The 17,694-nt window shown below is 66.0% G+C and carries 16 protein-coding genes and 1 pseudogene; 13 read left to right on the plus strand and 4 right to left on the minus strand.

The window, feature by feature from the left end; translation table 11 throughout:
• Nucleotides 1-40 precede the first annotated feature (40 nt).
• Nucleotides 41-1,234 carry a CaiB/BaiF CoA transferase family protein gene (locus XI04_RS01570; protein WP_179879895.1) on the minus strand — a complete coding sequence of 398 codons (1,194 nt, stop codon included), beginning with the start codon at nucleotides 1,232-1,234 and terminating at the stop codon, nucleotides 41-43.
• A 118-nt stretch (nucleotides 1,235-1,352) separates the two neighbouring features.
• Nucleotides 1,353-1,655 (minus strand): hypothetical protein, encoded by a 303-nt coding sequence (locus tag XI04_RS01575; RefSeq protein WP_097668467.1) that lies wholly within the window; start codon nucleotides 1,653-1,655, stop codon nucleotides 1,353-1,355.
• 198 nt (nucleotides 1,656-1,853) lie between these two features.
• Between XI04_RS01575 and XI04_RS01580 the strand changes: the two genes are divergently transcribed.
• The 6 genes and pseudogenes from XI04_RS01580 (at nucleotide 1,854) to XI04_RS01605 (ending at nucleotide 8,606) form a co-directional block, all read left to right on the plus strand.
• A complete protein-coding gene (locus tag XI04_RS01580; protein WP_271623362.1) occupies nucleotides 1,854-4,505 on the plus strand; it encodes a M10 family metallopeptidase C-terminal domain-containing protein in 2,652 nt (883 codons plus the stop codon).
• Nucleotides 4,484-4,546: pseudogene (locus XI04_RS01585) on the plus strand (hypothetical protein); the annotation flags it as partial. The gene XI04_RS01580 and the pseudogene XI04_RS01585, both read left to right, overlap by 22 nt.
• On the plus strand, nucleotides 4,529-5,584 hold the full coding sequence (locus XI04_RS01590; RefSeq protein ID WP_271623366.1) for a hypothetical protein: 1,056 nt from the start codon (nucleotides 4,529-4,531) through the stop codon (nucleotides 5,582-5,584). The pseudogene XI04_RS01585 and the gene XI04_RS01590, both read left to right, overlap by 18 nt.
• Before the next feature lie 489 nt (nucleotides 5,585-6,073).
• Nucleotides 6,074-6,922, plus strand: coding sequence for a right-handed parallel beta-helix repeat-containing protein (locus tag XI04_RS01595; RefSeq protein WP_095425678.1), 849 nt, complete (start codon nucleotides 6,074-6,076; stop codon nucleotides 6,920-6,922).
• A 64-nt stretch (nucleotides 6,923-6,986) separates the two neighbouring features.
• A complete protein-coding gene (locus tag XI04_RS01600; protein WP_095425677.1) occupies nucleotides 6,987-7,835 on the plus strand; it encodes a right-handed parallel beta-helix repeat-containing protein in 849 nt (282 codons plus the stop codon).
• 213 nt (nucleotides 7,836-8,048) lie between these two features.
• The gene (locus tag XI04_RS01605; RefSeq protein ID WP_095425676.1) at nucleotides 8,049-8,606 is read left to right on the plus strand and encodes a tetratricopeptide repeat protein; all 558 of its coding nucleotides are present in this window, start codon (nucleotides 8,049-8,051) and stop codon (nucleotides 8,604-8,606) included.
• Between the two features lie 129 nt (nucleotides 8,607-8,735).
• On the opposite strand, the gene XI04_RS01610 is transcribed toward XI04_RS01605, so the two are convergent.
• Together XI04_RS01610 and gspD are read right to left on the minus strand one after the other, a co-directional pair.
• Entirely contained in the window at nucleotides 8,736-9,326 is a 591-nt protein-coding gene (locus tag XI04_RS01610; RefSeq protein WP_271611413.1) for a prepilin peptidase, read from the minus strand.
• 3 nt (nucleotides 9,327-9,329) lie between these two features.
• On the minus strand, nucleotides 9,330-11,714 hold the full coding sequence (gspD, locus tag XI04_RS01615; protein ID WP_097668470.1) for a type II secretion system secretin GspD: 2,385 nt from the start codon (nucleotides 11,712-11,714) through the stop codon (nucleotides 9,330-9,332).
• 139 nt (nucleotides 11,715-11,853) lie between these two features.
• Here gspD and XI04_RS01620 point away from each other — a divergent pair, with 139 nt between their 5' ends.
• Genes XI04_RS01620 through XI04_RS01650 form a run of 7 tightly spaced genes read left to right on the plus strand, consistent with a single transcriptional unit; the run spans nucleotide 11,854 to nucleotide 17,693 of the window.
• The gene (locus tag XI04_RS01620) at nucleotides 11,854-13,542 is read left to right on the plus strand and encodes a GspE/PulE family protein (protein WP_370157221.1); all 1,689 of its coding nucleotides are present in this window, start codon (nucleotides 11,854-11,856) and stop codon (nucleotides 13,540-13,542) included.
• Between the two features lie 3 nt (nucleotides 13,543-13,545).
• A complete protein-coding gene (locus tag XI04_RS01625) occupies nucleotides 13,546-14,757 on the plus strand; it encodes a type II secretion system F family protein (RefSeq protein WP_271611412.1) in 1,212 nt (403 codons plus the stop codon).
• Nucleotides 14,758-14,780: 23 nt separating this feature from the next.
• The gene (gene gspG, locus XI04_RS01630; protein ID WP_095425741.1) at nucleotides 14,781-15,236 is read left to right on the plus strand and encodes a type II secretion system major pseudopilin GspG; all 456 of its coding nucleotides are present in this window, start codon (nucleotides 14,781-14,783) and stop codon (nucleotides 15,234-15,236) included.
• Nucleotides 15,199-15,693 (plus strand): prepilin-type N-terminal cleavage/methylation domain-containing protein, encoded by a 495-nt coding sequence (locus tag XI04_RS01635; RefSeq protein ID WP_095425671.1) that lies wholly within the window; start codon nucleotides 15,199-15,201, stop codon nucleotides 15,691-15,693. The genes gspG and XI04_RS01635 overlap by 38 nt, the downstream gene beginning before the upstream one ends.
• Nucleotides 15,671-16,066, plus strand: coding sequence for a type IV pilus modification PilV family protein (locus XI04_RS01640; RefSeq protein ID WP_095425670.1), 396 nt, complete (start codon nucleotides 15,671-15,673; stop codon nucleotides 16,064-16,066). Before XI04_RS01635 ends, XI04_RS01640 begins: the two co-directional genes overlap by 23 nt.
• Nucleotides 16,063-16,782 carry a general secretion pathway protein GspJ gene (locus tag XI04_RS01645; protein WP_095425669.1) on the plus strand — a complete coding sequence of 240 codons (720 nt, stop codon included), beginning with the start codon at nucleotides 16,063-16,065 and terminating at the stop codon, nucleotides 16,780-16,782. Before XI04_RS01640 ends, XI04_RS01645 begins: the two co-directional genes overlap by 4 nt.
• Nucleotides 16,779-17,693, plus strand: a complete 915-nt coding sequence (locus tag XI04_RS01650) for a general secretion pathway protein GspK (RefSeq protein ID WP_212447745.1) — start codon at nucleotides 16,779-16,781, stop codon at nucleotides 17,691-17,693. The genes XI04_RS01645 and XI04_RS01650 overlap by 4 nt, the downstream gene beginning before the upstream one ends.
• The last annotated feature ends 1 nt before the right edge of the window (nucleotide 17,694 follow it).

A 17,694-nucleotide genomic window follows, 5' to 3' on the forward strand; every position in this document is an offset into this window, starting at 1 on the left:
TGCGCCGGGCTTTGTCGTTTGGCGACGTCAGGCGAGGGACTCACACCACCTTGGCGTCCCTGAGCTTGCTGATCTCGTCCGCGCTGAGGCCGAATTCCTTCAGGACCTCGTCGGTCTGCTCGCCGAATTCCGGCGGCCGCGCCACCATCCTGCTCGGCGTACGCGACAGCGTCACGGGCTGGCCGACCAGGCGGATGTGGCGGTCCTCGTCGTTCGGCACGTCCTGGGCGATGCCGAGATGCTTGACCTGGGCGTCCTCGAACATCTGGTCGATCGCGTAGATCGGTCCGCAGGGCACACCGGCCTCGTTGAGCTCGCTGACCCAGGTCTCGGTCGACTTCGTCACGGTGCGCTTCTCGATCTCGGCGTTGAGCGCGTCGCGATTCTTGGAGCGGGCAGGGGCCGTCGCATAGTCCGGATGGGCATAGAGTTCCGGTGCGCCGATCGCCTGGGCGCAGCGCTCCCAGATCCGCCCGCCCGTGGTGGCGATGTTGATGTAGCCGTCCGAGGTCTTGAACACGCCGGTCGGAATGCTGGTCGGGTGGTTGTTGCCGGCCTGCCTGGCGACCTCCTTCTCCATCAGCCAGCGCGCGGCCTGGAAGTCGAGCATGAAGATCTGGGCCTGGAGCAGCGAGGTCTGCACCCACTGGCCCTTGCCCGAGACCTCGCGCTCGAGCAGCGCGGTGAGGATGCCCATGGCGCAGAACAGCCCGGCCGTCAGGTCGGCAACGGGAATGCCGACCCGCATCGGGCCTTCGCCCGGCGCCCCGGTGATCGACATCAGCCCGCCCATGCCTTGCGCGATCTGATCGAAGCCGGGCCGCTTGTGATAGGGGCCGTCCTGGCCGAAGCCGGAGATGCTGCCATAGACGATGCGCGGGTTGATTGCGGCAAGGCTCTCATAGTCGATGCCGAGCTTCTTCTTCACGTCGGGCCGGAAATTCTCGACCACGACGTCGGCCTTGGCGGCGAGGCGCTTGAACAATGCGAGCCCGCGCTCGTCCTTCAGGTTCAGCGTCATGGCCCTCTTGTTGCGGTGCAAATTCTGGAAGTCGGAACCCCGGCGGGGGCCGCCCGGCTGCTCGCCGCCGGCGTCCTCGGTCAGCGCGTCGATCTTGACGACATTGGCACCCCAGTCCGCCAGCTGCCGCACGCAGGTAGGCCCGGAGCGGACGCGGGTCAGATCGAGCACGGTAAAGCGCGACAGGGCTTCCGAGGCATGCGGAAAGGGCATTTTGAGAGGCTCCGGGACAGATTGCGGGCCTACCATAGTGCCGAACGACCATGCGACAAGCCGGCCCGGCGCCGATGCCGCCTACCGAAATGCCATGCCTGATGCGGTGCCCGAGCGATCAGCGCGACAGGCGCTTCAACTCCGTGCGTGCCTGCTCGGCCAGGGGATCATCGCCGTGGCGCGCAATGAAGAACTCGAGCGCCTCCCGCGTTCCCTTGCGGCGGGCGGCTTCGTATTCCTCTGCCACCGCAACGGCGGGATCGCGGGCCATCGGCATGGAGGGCGCACGCGCCGCCTTGCCGCTGTCGTCCGCCTTGGCCTTGTCCACCACGACAGGCAGTCCTCCGAAGGGTTGATGACCCTGTCCCGCGAGCGCCATCAAGGCGCCAAACAGACCGGCCATGATTGAACGTCGTTTCATGAAACCCTGCAAATTATGGTGCCGCAGGAACCGAGGCTGTTGTTGCGCCCCGTATGACTACGGGATCTGATGGCTAACACAGTCTTATGGAAGAGGGGCAGGCGGAGCTGCCCAATTTAAACCAAACGTTTAACTCTCACGCTAGAATCATGTGCTTTCGTTCCGAATCGCACGCGACGCGTTGCTCTGGAGAGTCCATTGGCTACCGCTGTTAATGTCAGTGCCACCAACAACGCCGAGATCGACGGCCTGCTGTCCGGCTACAAATGGACCGGCACGATCACCTACAGTTTCCCTGACGCATCCAGCGACTACCCCAATCCTTATTACGGCGGCAGCAGCGAGCCGACCACTTCGGGCTTTGCCTCGGCGCCCACCCAGATCCAGGCGGCCATCAACTACGCGATCGGGCTGATCCTCAGTTACACCAACGCCGACGTCCAGTATGCGGGCACGAACGGCGCCGACATCATGATCGCGCAATCGCCGGCGGCCAATCCGACCGCCTACGCCTACTATCCCGGCAATTACGCGTCCGGCGGCGACATCTGGTTCGGCACCCAATACAATTTCTCGCTGGCCAAGCTCGGCAATTATTACTTCACCACCGCGCTGCACGAGCTCGGCCATGCCTTCGGCCTCAAGCACAGCCAGGAGGCCGGCGGCCCGGCCAACGTCGCGGTGCCGAGCGCGCATGACGACAGCGAATACACCGTCATGAGCTATCGCAGCTATGTCGGCGGTTCGACCACGTCCGGCTACACCAATGAAGCGTACGGATATTCGCAGACCTATATGGCCAACGATATCCTCGCGCTGCAGACGATGTACGGCGCGGACTACACGACCCAGAGCGGCAGCACCGTCTACACCTGGAATCCGACCACGGGGCAGGAGTTCATCAACGGTGTCGGGCAGCTCGCGCCGGGCGGCGGCATCGGCGGCTCGGCCAACCGCATCTACGAGACGGTCTGGGACGGCGGCGGCGTCGATACCTACGACCTGTCGAACTACACGACGAGCCTGAGCATCAATCTCAATCCCGGCGCCTCGTCGGTGTTCTCCTCCGTGCAGCTGGCGTATCTGGGCAACGGCCATTACGCATCGGGCAACGTCTACAACGCCTATCTCTATGGCGGCGACGCACGCTCCTACATCGACAACGCCATCGGTGGATCCGGCAACGACGCCATCGTCGGCAACGCCATCGCCAACACGCTGAACGGCGGCGGCGGCAACGACACGATCACCGGCGGGGCGGGCAACGACACCATCATCGGCGGCTCGGGCACCGACACCGCGGTGTATTCGGGCAGCCGGGCCAACTACACGGTCTCGTACAACGCAGCGACACAGACCTTCACTCTGGCCGACTTGCGCAGTGGCTCACCCGACGGCACCGACACCGTCACCGGCGTCGAGTATTTCCAGTTCGGGGGCGTCGCGGTCGCCAGTTCCACTCTCGTGCCGACCGCGGTCGAGGCGTTCGGATCGACCAGCGTGGTTCTGACGAATGGCAATTATTACTTGAACAACATCTCCACCGGCGCCGGGCCTGTCCTGAAGTTCGGGGGCGCCGTGGTCAACGTGGCCGATTACGGCACGTGGTCGGTCATTGCCGCCGAGCAAGTGTCGGGCGGCGGCTACGATGTGGTCTGGAAGAATTCGGCGAACGCGCACTATTCCGTCTGGAGCACGGACAGCACCGGCAACTTCCTGACGACCCTCGCCGCAGCCCCGGAAGTGCTGGGGACCGACGCGTCGCTTCAGGCGCTTGAGCCGACGCTGCAACAGGATCTCAACGGCGACGGCACGACCGGGGTCCCCGGCGTCGTCGTGGTCAGCGGCGTCACGGTCGAGGCGTTCGGATCGACCAAAACGGTCCTGTCGGGTGGCAACTATTACCTGGCCGACATCTCGACCGGCACCGGCCCCACCCTGAAATATGCCGGGGCTACGGTGATCGCAGCCAATTTCGGCACGTGGTCGGTCATTGCCGCCGAGCAGGTGGCGGGCGGCGGTTATGACGTCGTCTGGAAGAATTCGGCCAATGCCCACTATTCCGTCTGGAGCACCGACAGCACCGGCAACTTCCAGACGACGCTTGCCGCCGCTCCCGAAGTGCTGGGGACCGATGCGTCCCTGCAGGCACTGGAGCCGACGCTCCATCAGGACCTCAACGGCGACGGCACGACCGGGGTCCCCGTCGTCCCCGTCGCCAGCGGCGTCACGGTCGAGGCGTTCGGATCGACCAAGACGGTCCTGTCAGGTGGCAACTATTATCTGGCCGACATCTCATCTGGCACCGGCCCCGTCCTGAAACACGCCGGGGCTACGGTGATCGCAGCGAATTTCGGCACGTGGTCGGTCATTGCCGCCGAGCAGGTGGCGGGCGGCGGTTATGACGTCGTCTGGAAGAATTCGGCCAATGCCCACTATTCCGTCTGGAGCACCGACAGCACCGGCAACTTCCAGACGACGCTTGCCGCCGCTCCCGAAGTGCTGGGGACCGATGCGTCCCTGCAGGCACTGGAGCCGACGCTCCATCAGGACCTCAACGGCGACGGCACGACCGGGGGGGGGGGGGGGGGGGGGGGGGGGGGGGGGGGGGGGGGGGGGGGGGGGGGGGGGGGGGGGGGGGGGGGGGGGGGGGGGGGGGGGGGGGGGGGGGGGGGGGGGGGGGGGGGGGGGGGGGGGGGGGGGGGGGGGGGGGGGGGGGGGGGGGGGGGGGGGGGGGGGGGGGGGGGGGGGGGGGGGGGGGGGGGGGGGGTGGTTATGACGTCGTCTGGAAGAATTCGGCGAATGCGCATTATTCCGTCTGGAGCACGGACAGCAGCGGCAACTTCCTGACGACCCTCGCCGCGGCCCCGGAAGTGCTGGGGACCGATGCGTCCCTGCAGGCACTGGAGCCGACACTCCATCAGGATCTCAACGGCGACGGCACGACCGGCGTCCCCGTCGTCAGCGGCGTCACGGTCGAGGCGCTCGGATCGACCAAGACGGTCCTGTCAGGTGGCAACTATTATTTGACCGACATCTCATCCGGCACCGGTCCCACTCTGAAATATGCCGGGGCAACGGTGATCGCGGCGAATTTCGGCACGTGGTCGGTCATTGCCGCCGAGCAGGTGTCGGGCGGCGGTTATGACGTCGTCTGGAAGAATTCGGCGAACGCGCATTATTCCGTCTGGAGCACCGACAGCACCGGCAACTTCCAGACGACCCTTGCCGCCGCCCCCGAAGTGCTGGGGACCGATGCGTCCCTGCAGGCACTGGAGCCGACCCTCCATCAGGATCTCAACGGCGACGGCACGACCGGGGTCCCCATCCTCGGCGGCGTCACGGTCGAGGCGCTCGGATCGACCAAAACGATCCTGTCAGGTGGCAACTATTATTTGGCCGACATCTCGACCGGCACCGGCCCCGTCCTGAAATACGCCGGGGCTACGGTGATCGCGGCGAATTTCGGCACCTGGTCGGTCACTGCCGCCGAGCAGGTGTCGGGCGGCGGTTATGACGTGGTCTGGAAGAACTCGGCAAACGCCCATTACTCCGTGTGGAGCACGGACAGCACCGGCAACTTCCTCACCACGCTCGCGGCGGCGCCCGAGGTGCTGGGGAATGATCCTTCGCTGAAGGCGCTGGAGCCGACGCTTCACCAGGACCTCAATGGCGACGGCGCCGTCGGCGCAGCGCCGCCCGCGACTGCGGGGCTCGGCACCTCAGGTGATGGTTTTGCGTTCAATTTCACTGAGAGCGGAATCTCATCGGCCGTCCCGTCCGAGCTGCCGGACGCCATGCCCGCGCCGGCCAGTACGCAGACTGCAGAGCAGTGGACTCAACCGGCGGGAAGCCACGACGCGGCTGTGATCGACATTCTGACCGAGTTTTTTCACAACCTGCACGAACATGGCTTCCTGCTGAGCTGACGGCACGCTTCGCGTCGAATCGACGCAGCGCGGGCGATCCATCCTGTCAGGGCAGGCGGATCGCATCGTTATTCGTGTGAGATGCACCGCGTGTTCACGATCGCTTCTGGGCTGACCGTCACCAGCGGCTACCCCGGACGTGGTTGGCGACGCCGTAAGCGCATTCATGGCGTAAGATTCCCCATAAAATGTACACGTCAAATTGAACCTTGCCTGTTCCGGCACGACCACTAGAAAGCTCGCCGTCCGTCGCGCAACAGTTGCGTGATGCGAAGTGGCAAGAAGCCTGCTTCCGTTTTTCCCAACAGCGTTGCGTATCCAATCATTTGAACACGAAGGCCGTACTGCGAGCGCCGAAAGCGGCGGGGGAAGTTTCAGCGAAATATCGACAATGATGCCGTAGGGCCGCGCGACGCGCGGGCTGCTGCGGCGAAGACTTGTGCATGGCCAACAAGCTGGGATTCCAGCTCAATATCGGGAGAAAGAGAAATGCGTCGAATTGCACTCTTGGCTCTGATTGCAGGATTGTTCGTGCCGGTGATTGCGTCGCAACCGGCTCATGCCCAGGCCACCAGAACGTGGGTGTCCGGCGTGGGCGATGACGCCAACCCCTGCAGCCGCACCGCCCCGTGCAAGACCTTTCCAGGGGCGATCTCGAAGACGGCGGCGGGCGGCGAGATCAATTGTCTCGACTCCGGCGGGTTCGGCGTCGTGACCATCACCAAGGCGATCTCGATCTATTGCGAAGGGGTTGTCGGCGGCATCCTCGCAGCGGGTAGCTCCGGCGTCATCATCAACGCGGCCGCGACCGATCACGTCGTGCTGCGCGGCCTGGACATCGACGGATTCGGAACCGGCATCAAGGGCGTCAACATCCTCCAGGCGGCCTCGGTGGTCATCGAGCATTGCTTCATCAGGAACTTCAACAGCGCGGGCGGCGTCGGCGTCTTCGTCAACCCGTTGAACTTCAATTCGATGCTGATGATCCGCGACAGCGTGATCTCGCACAACGGCACCGCCGCCGACGGCGCCGGGATCAGCATCAATACGAACGGCGGCAGTTCGCGGAGCCTGATCAACAACACGGCCATCCACAAGAACTTCGTCGGCGTGAGCGTGCAGGGATCGGCCAACGTCCAGATCAACAACACCAACATCTCGGAGAATCTGGGTACGGGCGTCGCCCTTACCGGTGGTGCGGGAGTGCGAATCGGCCGCTCGGTGATCGTCAACAATCTGGGGGCGGCGACCTCCGGCAATGTGCTGTCCTATCTGGATAACCAGATCAACGGCAACGCGCCGGACACGACGCCGGCTACTGCTGGCGGGTACCACTAGTCCGCAACTGCTCGTGAATTTCTTCTGGCAACGTGAAATCTTCAGTTCAATTTGGGAGGTTGAAATGCGTCGTATTGCTCTATGGGCTCTCTTGGCGGGATTGGTTTTGCCGTTCGCCGTGTCGCAGCCGGCTCATGCCCAGGCGACCAGAACGTGGGTTTCCGGTGTCGGCGATGACGTCAATCCGTGCAGCCGCACCGCGCCGTGCAAGACCTTCGCCGGCGCGATTTCGAAGACCGCCGCGGGCGGCGAGATCAACTGCCTCGATTCCGCGGGCTTCGGCACGGTGACCATCACCAAGGCGATGACGATCTATTGCGAAGGTGTCGTCGGCAGCATCCTTGGGTCCGGCACCAACGGCGTCAACATCAACGCTGCGGCGACCGATCACATCGTGCTGCGCGGCCTCGACATCGAAGGTGCCGGCACCGGCGTCAAAGGCGTCAACATCCTCCAGGCGGCCTCGGTCGTCATCGAGCATTGCTTCATCAGGGACTTCAACGGCGCGTCGGGAACTGGCATCTTCTCCAATCCGGTGAATTTCAACTCGATGCTCATGATCCGGGACAGCGTGATCTCGCACAATGGCACAGCGGCTGCTGGCGCGGGGATCAGCATCAACACCAACGGCGGCAGCACCCGCGTGCTGATCAACAACACGGCTATTCACAACAACTTCGTCGGCCTGAACGTGCAGGGATCGTCCAACGTCCAGGTCAACAACAGCAACATCTCGGAGAATCTGAGCACGGGCTTTGCCCTCAGCGGCACTGCGGGAGCCCGGATCGGCCGTTCGGTGATCGTCAACAATCTCGGCGCAGCCACGACCGGCAACGTGCTGTCCTATCTGGATAACCAGATCAACGGTAACGCTCCGGACACGACACCGGCTACCGCTGGCGGATATCACTAGAGCATGAGCGTGTAGCCGTCTTTCGAAACGGCCATGCTCAAGCAACGAACCAAGGCGCGATGACGCTCCGGTCTCATCGCAGTTTGGCATCGGGTTCAATCGACGAGCTTCGGGCGCCAGGCGCCCGAAGCCTTTTTTTGTGGCCGGTACGCACTATGGATTTCGGGATACCTACGGACTAGTCTGGCTTTGCGTGCAAGGAGAGCAGGTGGGATGCAGACCCTCGACAGCCCGGATCCCAGGTTTTGCCGTGCGGCGCCGCAGGCGCGCGGTTTTTGGCGACGGGCGGGGTGGGGTTGTGCCGCCATCCTGCTGACGCTGGCCTTCGCAATCCCGGCCCATGCCCAATCGTTCCGCCAGGGCGTCTCCGCTTTCCATCGTCAGGACTATGTCACGGCATCCCGCATCTTTATTCCGCTCGCCGAGCGGGGCAACGCGGCTGCCCAGTCCTATCTCGGTTTCCTGTTCGAGACCGGCCGCGGCGTGCCGCAGAACTACACGGAAGCCGCGATGTGGTACCGGCGCGCGGCGGAGCAGGGCGACAGCCGCGCTCAATATTCGCTGGGCCTGCTCTACGACCGCGGCCAAGGCGTGCCGCAGGACATCGTCGAAGCCTCCAAATGGCTCAATCTGTCCACGGCCGCGGCACCTCCGCCGGCGCGCGAGGCGCGAGCCAGGATCCGCGATGCCGTCACCACCAAGATGACGCGCGGAGAGATCGCCCAGGCCCGTCTGCGGGCGCTGGAATGGGCGCCGAGCCGCGAGCACTGAGCGCCAGGTAAAATCCGCAGAGCGCGCGCCGTCAGGTAAGTCCTTGAAAACGCTGTCCCCGCCTACTGTGCATGGGGTTGTTTTCGAGTTTTGATGTGAGCAGGGTCGGTTTGATCCCGATCCCCGCCGTCAGCCCGGCCAGCCGCCGAGCCAGTTCGTGTACCAGGTCTCGCCCAGCCAGCCGATCCAGATCGCCGGCGCCAGAAACAGCCCGAACGGCAGGAAGGCTGTGGCGCGCAGCCGCTTCCGCCGCAGGGCCGCACCGACGACATAGGCGCCGATCGCCAGCAACGCCGCGAGCTCGATCACCGCGACCACGGTCGCAAGGTCGAGCCAGGCGCCACAGACCGCGGCGAGCTTGACGTCGCCGAGCCCCAGCCCGTCGCGGCCGCGCCAGCGGCGGTAGAGCACCATCAGCAGCAGCAGCGGCAGGCCTGTGGCTGCGGCGCGTGTCAGCGGCCAGAGCAGCGCCTCCGCGCCGAGATCGGGCACGAACGCGCCAGCACGGAGCAGCGCGAGCGCGAAGGCGGCGCCCGTCAGCTCGTTCGGAATGCGGTAGTGGCGCGCATCGTTCGCCGCGATCGCAAGCATCAGGGCGGCCAGGAACGCGCCGTACAGGCCTTCGGCGCCCGGCGCAGTCACGAGGCTTGCGAACACGCCGAGCAGCAGGGCGATGGCGAGCGCAGCGCCCGTCGCGACCTCCGCCGCCTGATCCGTCACGCCCTAGCGCGCCGCCTTGGGCGGGTTCACGGTGACCACGGGATTGCTGGTGCCGACCAGGCGGCTGTTCATCTTGCTGCGCATTTCCTCCGCAATGACGTGCGCATCGACGCCGTCCTTGATGACGGTCGGGCGGATGAACAGGATCAGCTCGGTGCGAGCGCGCGTCGTGCCCTGGTGCGAGAACGCATCGCCCACGCCGGGTATGGAATCGAGGATCGGAATGCCCTGGCGTTGCCTGTTCTCGGTCTCGCTGATCAGGCCGGCGAGCAGCACGGTCTGGCCGCTCGTCACCGCGATCGAGCTCTTGACCCGGCGCTGCGAGATCGTCGGCGTCAGCGAACCTGTGCTGCCGGCCGCGACGCTCGAGATCTCCTGCTCGATGTCGAGCACGACGTTGCCGTTGGCGTTGGCGCGCGGGAGCACGCGCAGGATGATGCCGGTGTTCTTGTAGTCGATGGTGTTGACGACGGTGTTGTTCGCGGTCAGCACGGTCGCGGTGCCGGTCGAGAACGGCACCTGGTCGCCGACCTGCAAGGTCGCCGGCTGGTTGTCCAGCACGACCAGCGACGGGTTGGACAGCACCTTGACAGTGGTGACGTTGTGGAGCGCATCGAGCACCACGCGCGGGGAGTTTTCCGCCCCGATCAGAAAGTTGAACCCGGGCAGCGCGCGGCCGAGCAGCGCGCCGGCGGCGGCGTTGACCGCGCCGGTCTGCTGCTCGATGTTGCTGCCGACCGAGGCGCTGTTGCTGACGCCGCCGATGACGTTGGAGACCGAGCCGTGCTTGCTGGCGATGAAGAACTGGACGCCGTAGTTCAATGCGTCGTTCAGCGTGACTTCGGCGATCGTCGCCTCGATGGCGATCTGGCGCTGCGGCCGGTCGATTTGCCGGATCGTCTGCTCGACGACGCGTTGCGATTCCGCGTTGGCATAGACCAGCACCGCGTTGTTGGTGACGTCGGCCGTGATCCGCACGTTCTGAAGGATGGCATTGTTGACGGGTTTTGCGCCGGTGCCGAGCAGCGAGCCGGAGCCGTTGTCCTGGCCGGGGACGCCGGCCGCCGCAGGGGCGGGGCGCGCGGCCAGCGCCGAGCCGGGAGCGCCGGTGACCGGGGTTGCTGCACCTGAGGCGGCAGTCGGAAGCGCGCTGAGCGAGGCGATCGGATTGGTTCCGGACGAGGACGTCGCGATACCCGAGCCGGGCGAGATCTGGCCCGCGGAATTGTCGAGCGAGGAGCTGCTGGTCGCGCTCTGGCTGAAAAGGATCTCATTGAGCAGCGCCACCACGGCCTTGGAGTTGCCGTAGCGCAGCGGATAGGATTTCAGGTTCACGCCATCCGTATCGGAGCGGTCGAGCCGCGCGATCCAGGTCTGCGCACGCTTGAGGTATTCGGGCTTCTGGCTGACGACCAGGATCGAGTTGAGCCGGCCGATCGGCTGGAATTTCACCACGTTCTGGCCCAGGCCGCCTTCGCCTGAATCCATGATCTTTTCGATCTCGGCGATCAGCGGCTCCGGCGTGGAATTTCGCACCGGGAAGATGCCGACCGATTGCCCGCGCATCCAGTCGGCGTCGAAGGAGAGAATGGTGTCGACCGCGGTCGCCCGGTCGGTGCCGCTGCCGCTGACGATCAGCGTGTTGCGGGCGCTGTCGGGACGCATGGTCTGGGCCTTCACGCCGAAGGCATCGAGCAGCTTGAAGATATTCTGCGCCGAGACGTAGCGCAGCGGCACCACGGTGACGCCTTGGCCGGCTGCGGCGTTCAACGAGCGGTCGACGCCGCCGGGACCGGCCTCCGGCGCCGGCAGCAGGCGATAGCCGGCGCGGTCACGGACCAGCGCGACACCGGACATGCGTAGCGCGTTCTCCAGCACGTAGAGCGCATCCGCCTTGGGCACCGGCCGCACCGAGGCCAGGGTCACGGTTCCCTGTACCCGCGGGTCGATCGTGTAGCCGACATTGAGTACATCACCAAGAATGACCTTTGCGACGGTGGTAACAGGCGCGTTCTCGAAATTGAGGTCGTAACCGCTGCCGCCGGCATCGTCGCGCTCGGCCAGCGCGCCGCCTTGCGGCGTTGCACCATCGCTGAGATAGATCGCCGGCTTCGAGGATCTTGCCTGCGCAATGCCGCTGGCGCCCGCATCCGCAGGTTGACGTGGCTGGAGATCGAGGGAGCGGACCTTGTCGGCGATGTCCTGGGCGCGCGGGTCCTTTGGATCGGCTTCGATCGACTGGTCGGCGGTCACGATGCAGGCGCCGAGCACGAAGGCGGACGACAGCAGGAGGAGCGTTCCAGACAACGCTGAGCGAAGGCGCAAAAGCGGTTGGACCACCTTAAACAAAATACGCCTGCCAACGCTGGAAGTGATTGAAAATTGCATCCGATCCCCCCTTGGTTCGGACGCGCAATAATTTGCGCCACGATTATGTTTTTGCTAATAAATAAGTCAAGGGCAAAGGGCGCTCCATGTCCCGTCGAGGTTGTTGCATTCAGGTAACAAGGTCAATGCTGTGAATGCGATGCGCGACCGCTCCGCAGATAGCTTCCGACAGCACCTCCTGGAAAAATACTCATTGCCGCCGCGGGCGCATGCCCATGTCGACAAATCGGCCACCCCCGCGCTCACGCGTCCCTTGCGTGAATTGTGGGAGGCCACCGATCTTTCCGCGGCCGAATTCGCGGATGAAGTCTCCGACCATTTTGGTCTGCCGCGGCTGAGCCTTCCGCAACTGCTCGCGGCCACGCCTTGCCTCGACGGCTTCTCGCGCCGCTTCCTGCGTGAATCCACCATCTTTCCTTTCAGTGCGCCCAACGATGTTTTCCGGCTGGCTGTCGCCGACCCCTCCGACACGGCGGCCATTCGCGCCGCCGAAATCGTGTTCGGAGCACCGGTCGATGTCGTCGTCGCCTCATACGAGGACATCACCACGGTGCTCGATCAACGGGCCGATGCCGACGATGCAAATGCCGATCGAAGCGGCAGGAACGTTGCGCAGCAGTCAGACGACGACATCGAGAGCCTGCGCGATCTCGCCAGCGGCGCTCCGGTCGTGCGCGCGCTCAACGATCTCCTGGAACGCGCGGTGGATCTGCGTGCCAGCGACATCCACGTCGAGCCGTTCCGTGCCGGGCTCACGGTGCGCATGCGCGTCGACGGCCTGTTGCGCGCGCTGCCGTCGCCGCACGGCATTCCGCCGCAGGCGCTGATCTCGCGCATCAAGATTCTCGCCAGCCTCAACATCGCCGAGCGGCGCCTGCCGCAGGACGGCGCGGCCCGGGTGCGGGTCGGGCGCAGCGAGATCGACGTCCGCGTCGCGACCATGCCGACGCAGCACGGCGAGAGCGCCGTCATCCGCCTCTTGCCGCGCGACCGCGGCCTGCTGGAGATGAGCAAGCTCGGTCTCGCCGCGCGCGACGAGAGCGTGATGACGCGGCTGCTCGCGATGCCGCACGGGATGATCGTGGTCACCGGACCGACCGGCAGTGGCAAGACCACGACGCTCGCGACCATGCTGTCGATCCTGAACGAGCCGACGCGCAAGATCCTCACCATCGAGGATCCGGTCGAATACGAGATTCCCGGCATCAACCAGTCCCAGGTCAAGCCGTCGATCGGACTGACCTTCGCCTCCGCCATGCGCGCCTTCGTCCGCCAGGACCCCGACGTGATCATGGTCGGCGAAGTCCGCGATGCCGAGACCGCGCATATCGCGATTCACGCGGCACTCACCGGCCATCTCGTCTTGACGACGCTGCACACCGAGACGGCCGCGGCCGCCGTACCGCGCCTGATCGATCTCGGCATCGAGGGCTTCCTGCTGAAGTCGACGCTGCGCGCGGTGGTGGCGCAGCGCCTGGTGCGCGTGCTGTGCGACCGCTGCAAGGTCCCGCATGCGCTGACCGAGGCGGATCTCGCCGAGGACCCGCGCTTTGCGGTGATCGGCTTCAAGTGCGGCGAGGTCGTGCACGCGGCCGGCGGCTGCGAACGCTGCGGCGGCACCGGCTATCGCGGCCGCAACGGCGTGTTCGAGATCCTCGAAATGTCCGACGAGGTGCGCGCGCTGATCGGCCCGCAGACCGACTCCCATTCGATCGACGCCGCCGCGATGCGGGGCGGCATGACGACGATGCTGGAGGATGCGGTGGCCAAATGCCGGGCGGGGCTCACCACCGTGCCCGAGGTCTTCCGCGTCACGACGGTGCGCTAACGCATGCCGAACTATCGCTACCGCGCGCTCAACGCCAACGGCGAACTGGTCTCCGGCGCCATTGCCGCGCCTGCGCCGGGCGACGTCGCGCAGCGGATCGAGCGGCTCGGTCTCGTGCTGGTCGACAATGTCACGCCGGAGGAGGGCAGCTCGGCGGGCCGCGTGTCCAGCCTCTTCAACAGGCCGAAGCCGGAAGACGTCACCATCCTCACCCGCGACCTTGCGCTGCTGTTGCGCGCCGGCGCCCGCATCAACGACGGCTTGGAGCTGCTCGCGACCGATCCCGATTTCGGCCGCCTGCGCCCGGTCGTTGCCGACATCCGTTCGCGGGTCGTCGCGGGCGAGAGCTTTGCCGAAGCGCTGGCGCGGCACGAGGGGCTGTTTCCGCCGATGTATGTCGCGCTGGTGCGGGTCGGCGAGGCCTCGGGTTCGCTTGACCAGGTGCTGGAGGTGCTGGCCGGCGAGCGTACCCGCAGCGAGGCGTTGCGGCGGCGGCTGTCGGATGCAATCCGCTATCCCTTGTTCGTGCTGGGCGCGGCGGGCTGCGTGCTGTTGTTCTTCCTCACCTTCGTGCTGCCGCAGTTCGCATCCGTGTTGCAGGATTTCGGCGCCAAGATCGATCCCGTCGTCGGCGTCTTCCTCAACATCTCCACCTTCCTGCGCGGCAATTCCGATGCGGTGTTGGCTGGTCTTGCGGTCACTATCGGGGTGGCGTGGCTGCTGCTTCGGCAAGAGCGCGTCCGCCGCGCCGTCGCCAATGCGATCACGCGGCTGCCGGCAATCCGCAACGTGATGAGCGCGTACCGGACGGCGCTGTTCTGCCGCAATCTCGGCCTGCTGCTCGGCAGCGGCGTCAATCTCACCATTACGCTGCGCATCCTCGTCGACATGATGGCGACGACCGGCCCGTCCGCGGTCTGGAGCGATGCCGCTGACCGCGTTCGCCATGGTTCGAAACTGTCCGACGCGCTGGCCGAGACGGAGGCGCTGCCCGCCATGGCGGTGCGCATGCTCCGGCTCGGCGACGAGACCGGGCAATTGCCGATGCTGTCGGGCCGCGTCGCTGAATTCTATGAGGCCAAATTGCAGCGCACGCTGGACCGCGCCGTCGGCATCGCGGGCCCGGCGGCAATCATCGCGATCTCGCTGGTCGTCGGCGGCCTGATCACGTCGGTGATGACGGCGCTGATGTCGGTGAGCCAGATTGTCGGTTGAATTGATAGTTGGAGGGATTTGAGGTGACGAAACATCGATCGTCAAAGCGGGGTCGTCGGCGCGCGGCCCGCGGGGAGGCGGGCTTCACCCTGGTCGAGATGCTGGTCGTCATCACCATCATCGGGATGATCATGGCGCTGGTCGGCCCGCGGGTGCTGAATTATCTCAGCGAGTCCAAGGCGAAGGCGGCCAAGATCCAGATCGAGAGCTTCTCCAGCGCGCTCGATCTCTACTTTCTCGATCTCGGCCGCTATCCCACGTCGAACGAAGGCCTCTCCGCACTGACCCGCAACTCCAACCAGGCCGGTTGGAATGGGCCCTATTTGCGCGGCGGTGTCGTGCCGAGCGATCCCTGGGGTCACATCTACGTCTATCGCGCGCCGGGCGCGAGCGCGCCCTATGAGATCATATCGCTGGGGTCGGACGGTCAGGAAGGCGGCAGTGGAACGGCGGCCGACATTGTCAGCGGCGCGCGCTGAGGGCATTGGCGAGACGCGCGGCTTTGCGCTGATCGAGATCCTGTGCGTGCTCGCGATCATCGGCCTGCTCGCGGCGATCATCCTGCCGGCTGTCCCGCGTACGACGACGCGGGCCAGGCTGGAGAGCTATGCGGTCGAGACTGCGGCGCTGCTGAAAGCCGACCGCAACGCCGCGCTGCGCCGGCAAACCAGGGTGGCGACCCAGGTGGATGCGGAGGCGCGCGCGATTCGTTCCGGCGTCACCGGGCGGACCATCCGCTTGCCCGGCGACGTGGTGGTGCAGGCGATGCTGGCCTCGCGCTGTGCCGACCGGGCCGCGGGGCGGTCGATCGATTTCTTTCCATCGGGCATGTCGTGCGGCGGGGTGATCGCGCTGGCGCGGCCCGGCATGGGATATGAGGTGCGCGTCAACTGGCTGACCGGAGGCGTCGAGATTGTCCCGCAGAAGCTGCTCTGATAACGCCGGCTTCACCCTGATCGAGGCGCTGGTCGCGCTCGCGATCATCGCGGTCGTGCTCGGGACGATCGGCTCGGTCATCGCCACGACGGCGAAGGGCACGCGCGCGATCGACCAGCGGCTGGCACTCGCCGGCACGGCCGAGACCCTGCTTGCGGACCTGCCGGCGCGCTCCCTGCTGAAGCCCGGCCGGCGCAGCGGCGATCTCGCCGGCAGCCGCTGGCGGGTCGACGTTGCGCCGATGAACGTGCCGGGCGGCGATCCCGCCAGCGATCGCTTCATGCCATTGGCCGTCAATCTGCGCCTCCAGCGCGCCGACGGCAGCGCCATCCAGGTCACGACGGTGAAGCTGGTGCCGAGGGCTTCGCAATGAAGCGTCTGGCAATGAAGCGCCTGCGCCGCACACTTGCCGACGAAGCCGGCTTCACCCTGCTCGAAGTGTTGCTCGCAACCCTGCTGATGACTGTCATCCTGGCGGCGCTGGCGACCGTGACGGCGCAATGGCTGCCGAACTGGAATCGCGGCATTGCCCGCGTGCAGCGGGCCGAGCGTCTCGCAACCGGTCTCGACCGCATCGTCGCCGACCTCACGGTTGCCGAGCAAATTACATTGAATGGCGATGCCAGGGTGCCGCTGTTCGACGGCGCCGAATTGTCGGTCACCTTCCTGCGCACGGCAATCGGTCCGAGCACGCGTCCGGGCCTCGAATTCGTCCGCCTGATCGAAAAGGCCGACGCGCAGGGACTGGCGCTGGTGCGCGAGCGCGCGCCGTTCCAACCGATGCCCACCGACGGGCAGATCCGCTTCGTCGATCAGGTCGTGCTGATCCGGGCGCCGTTCCGCGTGAGCTTCGCCTATGCCGGACCGGACGGTCAGTGGCAGCCGATTTGGCGCGGGCAGGCGCAGCTGCCGGACCGTATCCGTATCACCGTGCGCGACAGCGCGACCGGCCAGGTGCTCGCGGTCTCGGGCGCGGTGGTCCCGCACATCACGGCGCCGGCCGAATGCGCGCGGGCCAAGAATCCGGCGACTTGCGTCACGGCGCGTACCCGGCCGCAGCAGGCGGAGAAACAGGAGCAGCAGTTGTGAGCGGCTCAAGGCACGACCAGGCGAGGCTTGCCGAGAGCCGCGGCTTCATCGTGGTCGCCGTGCTCTGGATGCTGGCGGCGCTGGCGGCGCTGGCGCTGATCTACCTGACCTATGTCACCAACACGGCGGTCACGGTCGCCGTCAGTGCCGACAGGGTGCAGGCCGATGCGCTGGTGAACGCGGGGATCGAACTTGCGGCCTACCGCCTGACGGCGCAGAACGAGGCGACGCGTCCGACCAGCGGCACCTTCAATGCCCGCGTCGGTACCGGACGGGTGAGCGTGACGTTCCGCTCGGAGGCGGCGCGCGTCGATCTCAACATGGCGCCGAAGCCGCTGCTGTCGGGCCTGATGACGGCGCTCGGTGTGTCCGCGACGGATGCGCCCGTCTATGCCGACCGGATCCTGGCCTGGCGCTCGTCGACGGAGCCCGGCCAGGACAATCCGGAGGATTCCTACTATCGCACGCTCGGCGCGCCCTATCTGCCGCGCCACGCGCCGTTTCCGCACAGCGAGGAGCTCTGGCTGGTGCGCGGCATTCCGGCCGCGGTCGTGGAGCGCGTGCTGCCCTTCGTCACCGTGTTCAGCAACATGCGGGCGGTGAACGTGCTCGACGCCGCGCCGCAGGTGGTGGCGGCGCTGCCGGGCATGACGCCCGGGATGCTGCAACAGGTGCTGCGCGACCGCGCCGACCCCAACGTCGATTCCCGAGCCTTGGTCGGGCTTGCCGGCGGCACCAATGTGACGGTCGAGGGCTCGAAGGCGTACCGGCTGACGGTCGCGGTCGAGCTGCCGTCGCATCGGCGGAGCTCGGCGGAGATCGTCATCCTGCTTCTCGAAAGCGGCGATGAGCCGTATCGTGTATTGTCGTGGCACAACGCCGTCGACGGCTCCGCCGGAAAGCCTCTGTGAG

Source organism: Bradyrhizobium sp. CCBAU 11430 (genome assembly GCF_028128855.1).
Classification (GTDB): Bacteria; Pseudomonadota; Alphaproteobacteria; order Rhizobiales; family Xanthobacteraceae; genus Bradyrhizobium; species Bradyrhizobium ottawaense.

Coding starts and splice junctions, on each gene's coding strand:
- XI04_RS01570 (WP_179879895.1), bottom strand. CDS start 1,234: ATGCCCTTTCCGCATGCCTCGGAAGCCCTGTCGCGCTTTACCGTGCTC.
- XI04_RS01575 (WP_097668467.1), bottom strand. CDS start 1,655: ATGAAACGACGTTCAATCATGGCCGGTCTGTTTGGCGCCTTGATGGCG.
- XI04_RS01595 (WP_095425678.1), top strand. CDS start 6,074: ATGCGTCGAATTGCACTCTTGGCTCTGATTGCAGGATTGTTCGTGCCG.
- XI04_RS01600 (WP_095425677.1), top strand. CDS start 6,987: ATGCGTCGTATTGCTCTATGGGCTCTCTTGGCGGGATTGGTTTTGCCG.
- XI04_RS01605 (WP_095425676.1), top strand. CDS start 8,049: ATGCAGACCCTCGACAGCCCGGATCCCAGGTTTTGCCGTGCGGCGCCG.
- gspD (WP_097668470.1), bottom strand. CDS start 11,714: ATGCAATTTTCAATCACTTCCAGCGTTGGCAGGCGTATTTTGTTTAAG.
- XI04_RS01620 (WP_370157221.1), top strand. CDS start 11,854: ATGCGCGACCGCTCCGCAGATAGCTTCCGACAGCACCTCCTGGAAAAA.
- XI04_RS01625 (WP_271611412.1), top strand. CDS start 13,546: ATGCCGAACTATCGCTACCGCGCGCTCAACGCCAACGGCGAACTGGTC.
- XI04_RS01645 (WP_095425669.1), top strand. CDS start 16,063: ATGAAGCGTCTGGCAATGAAGCGCCTGCGCCGCACACTTGCCGACGAA.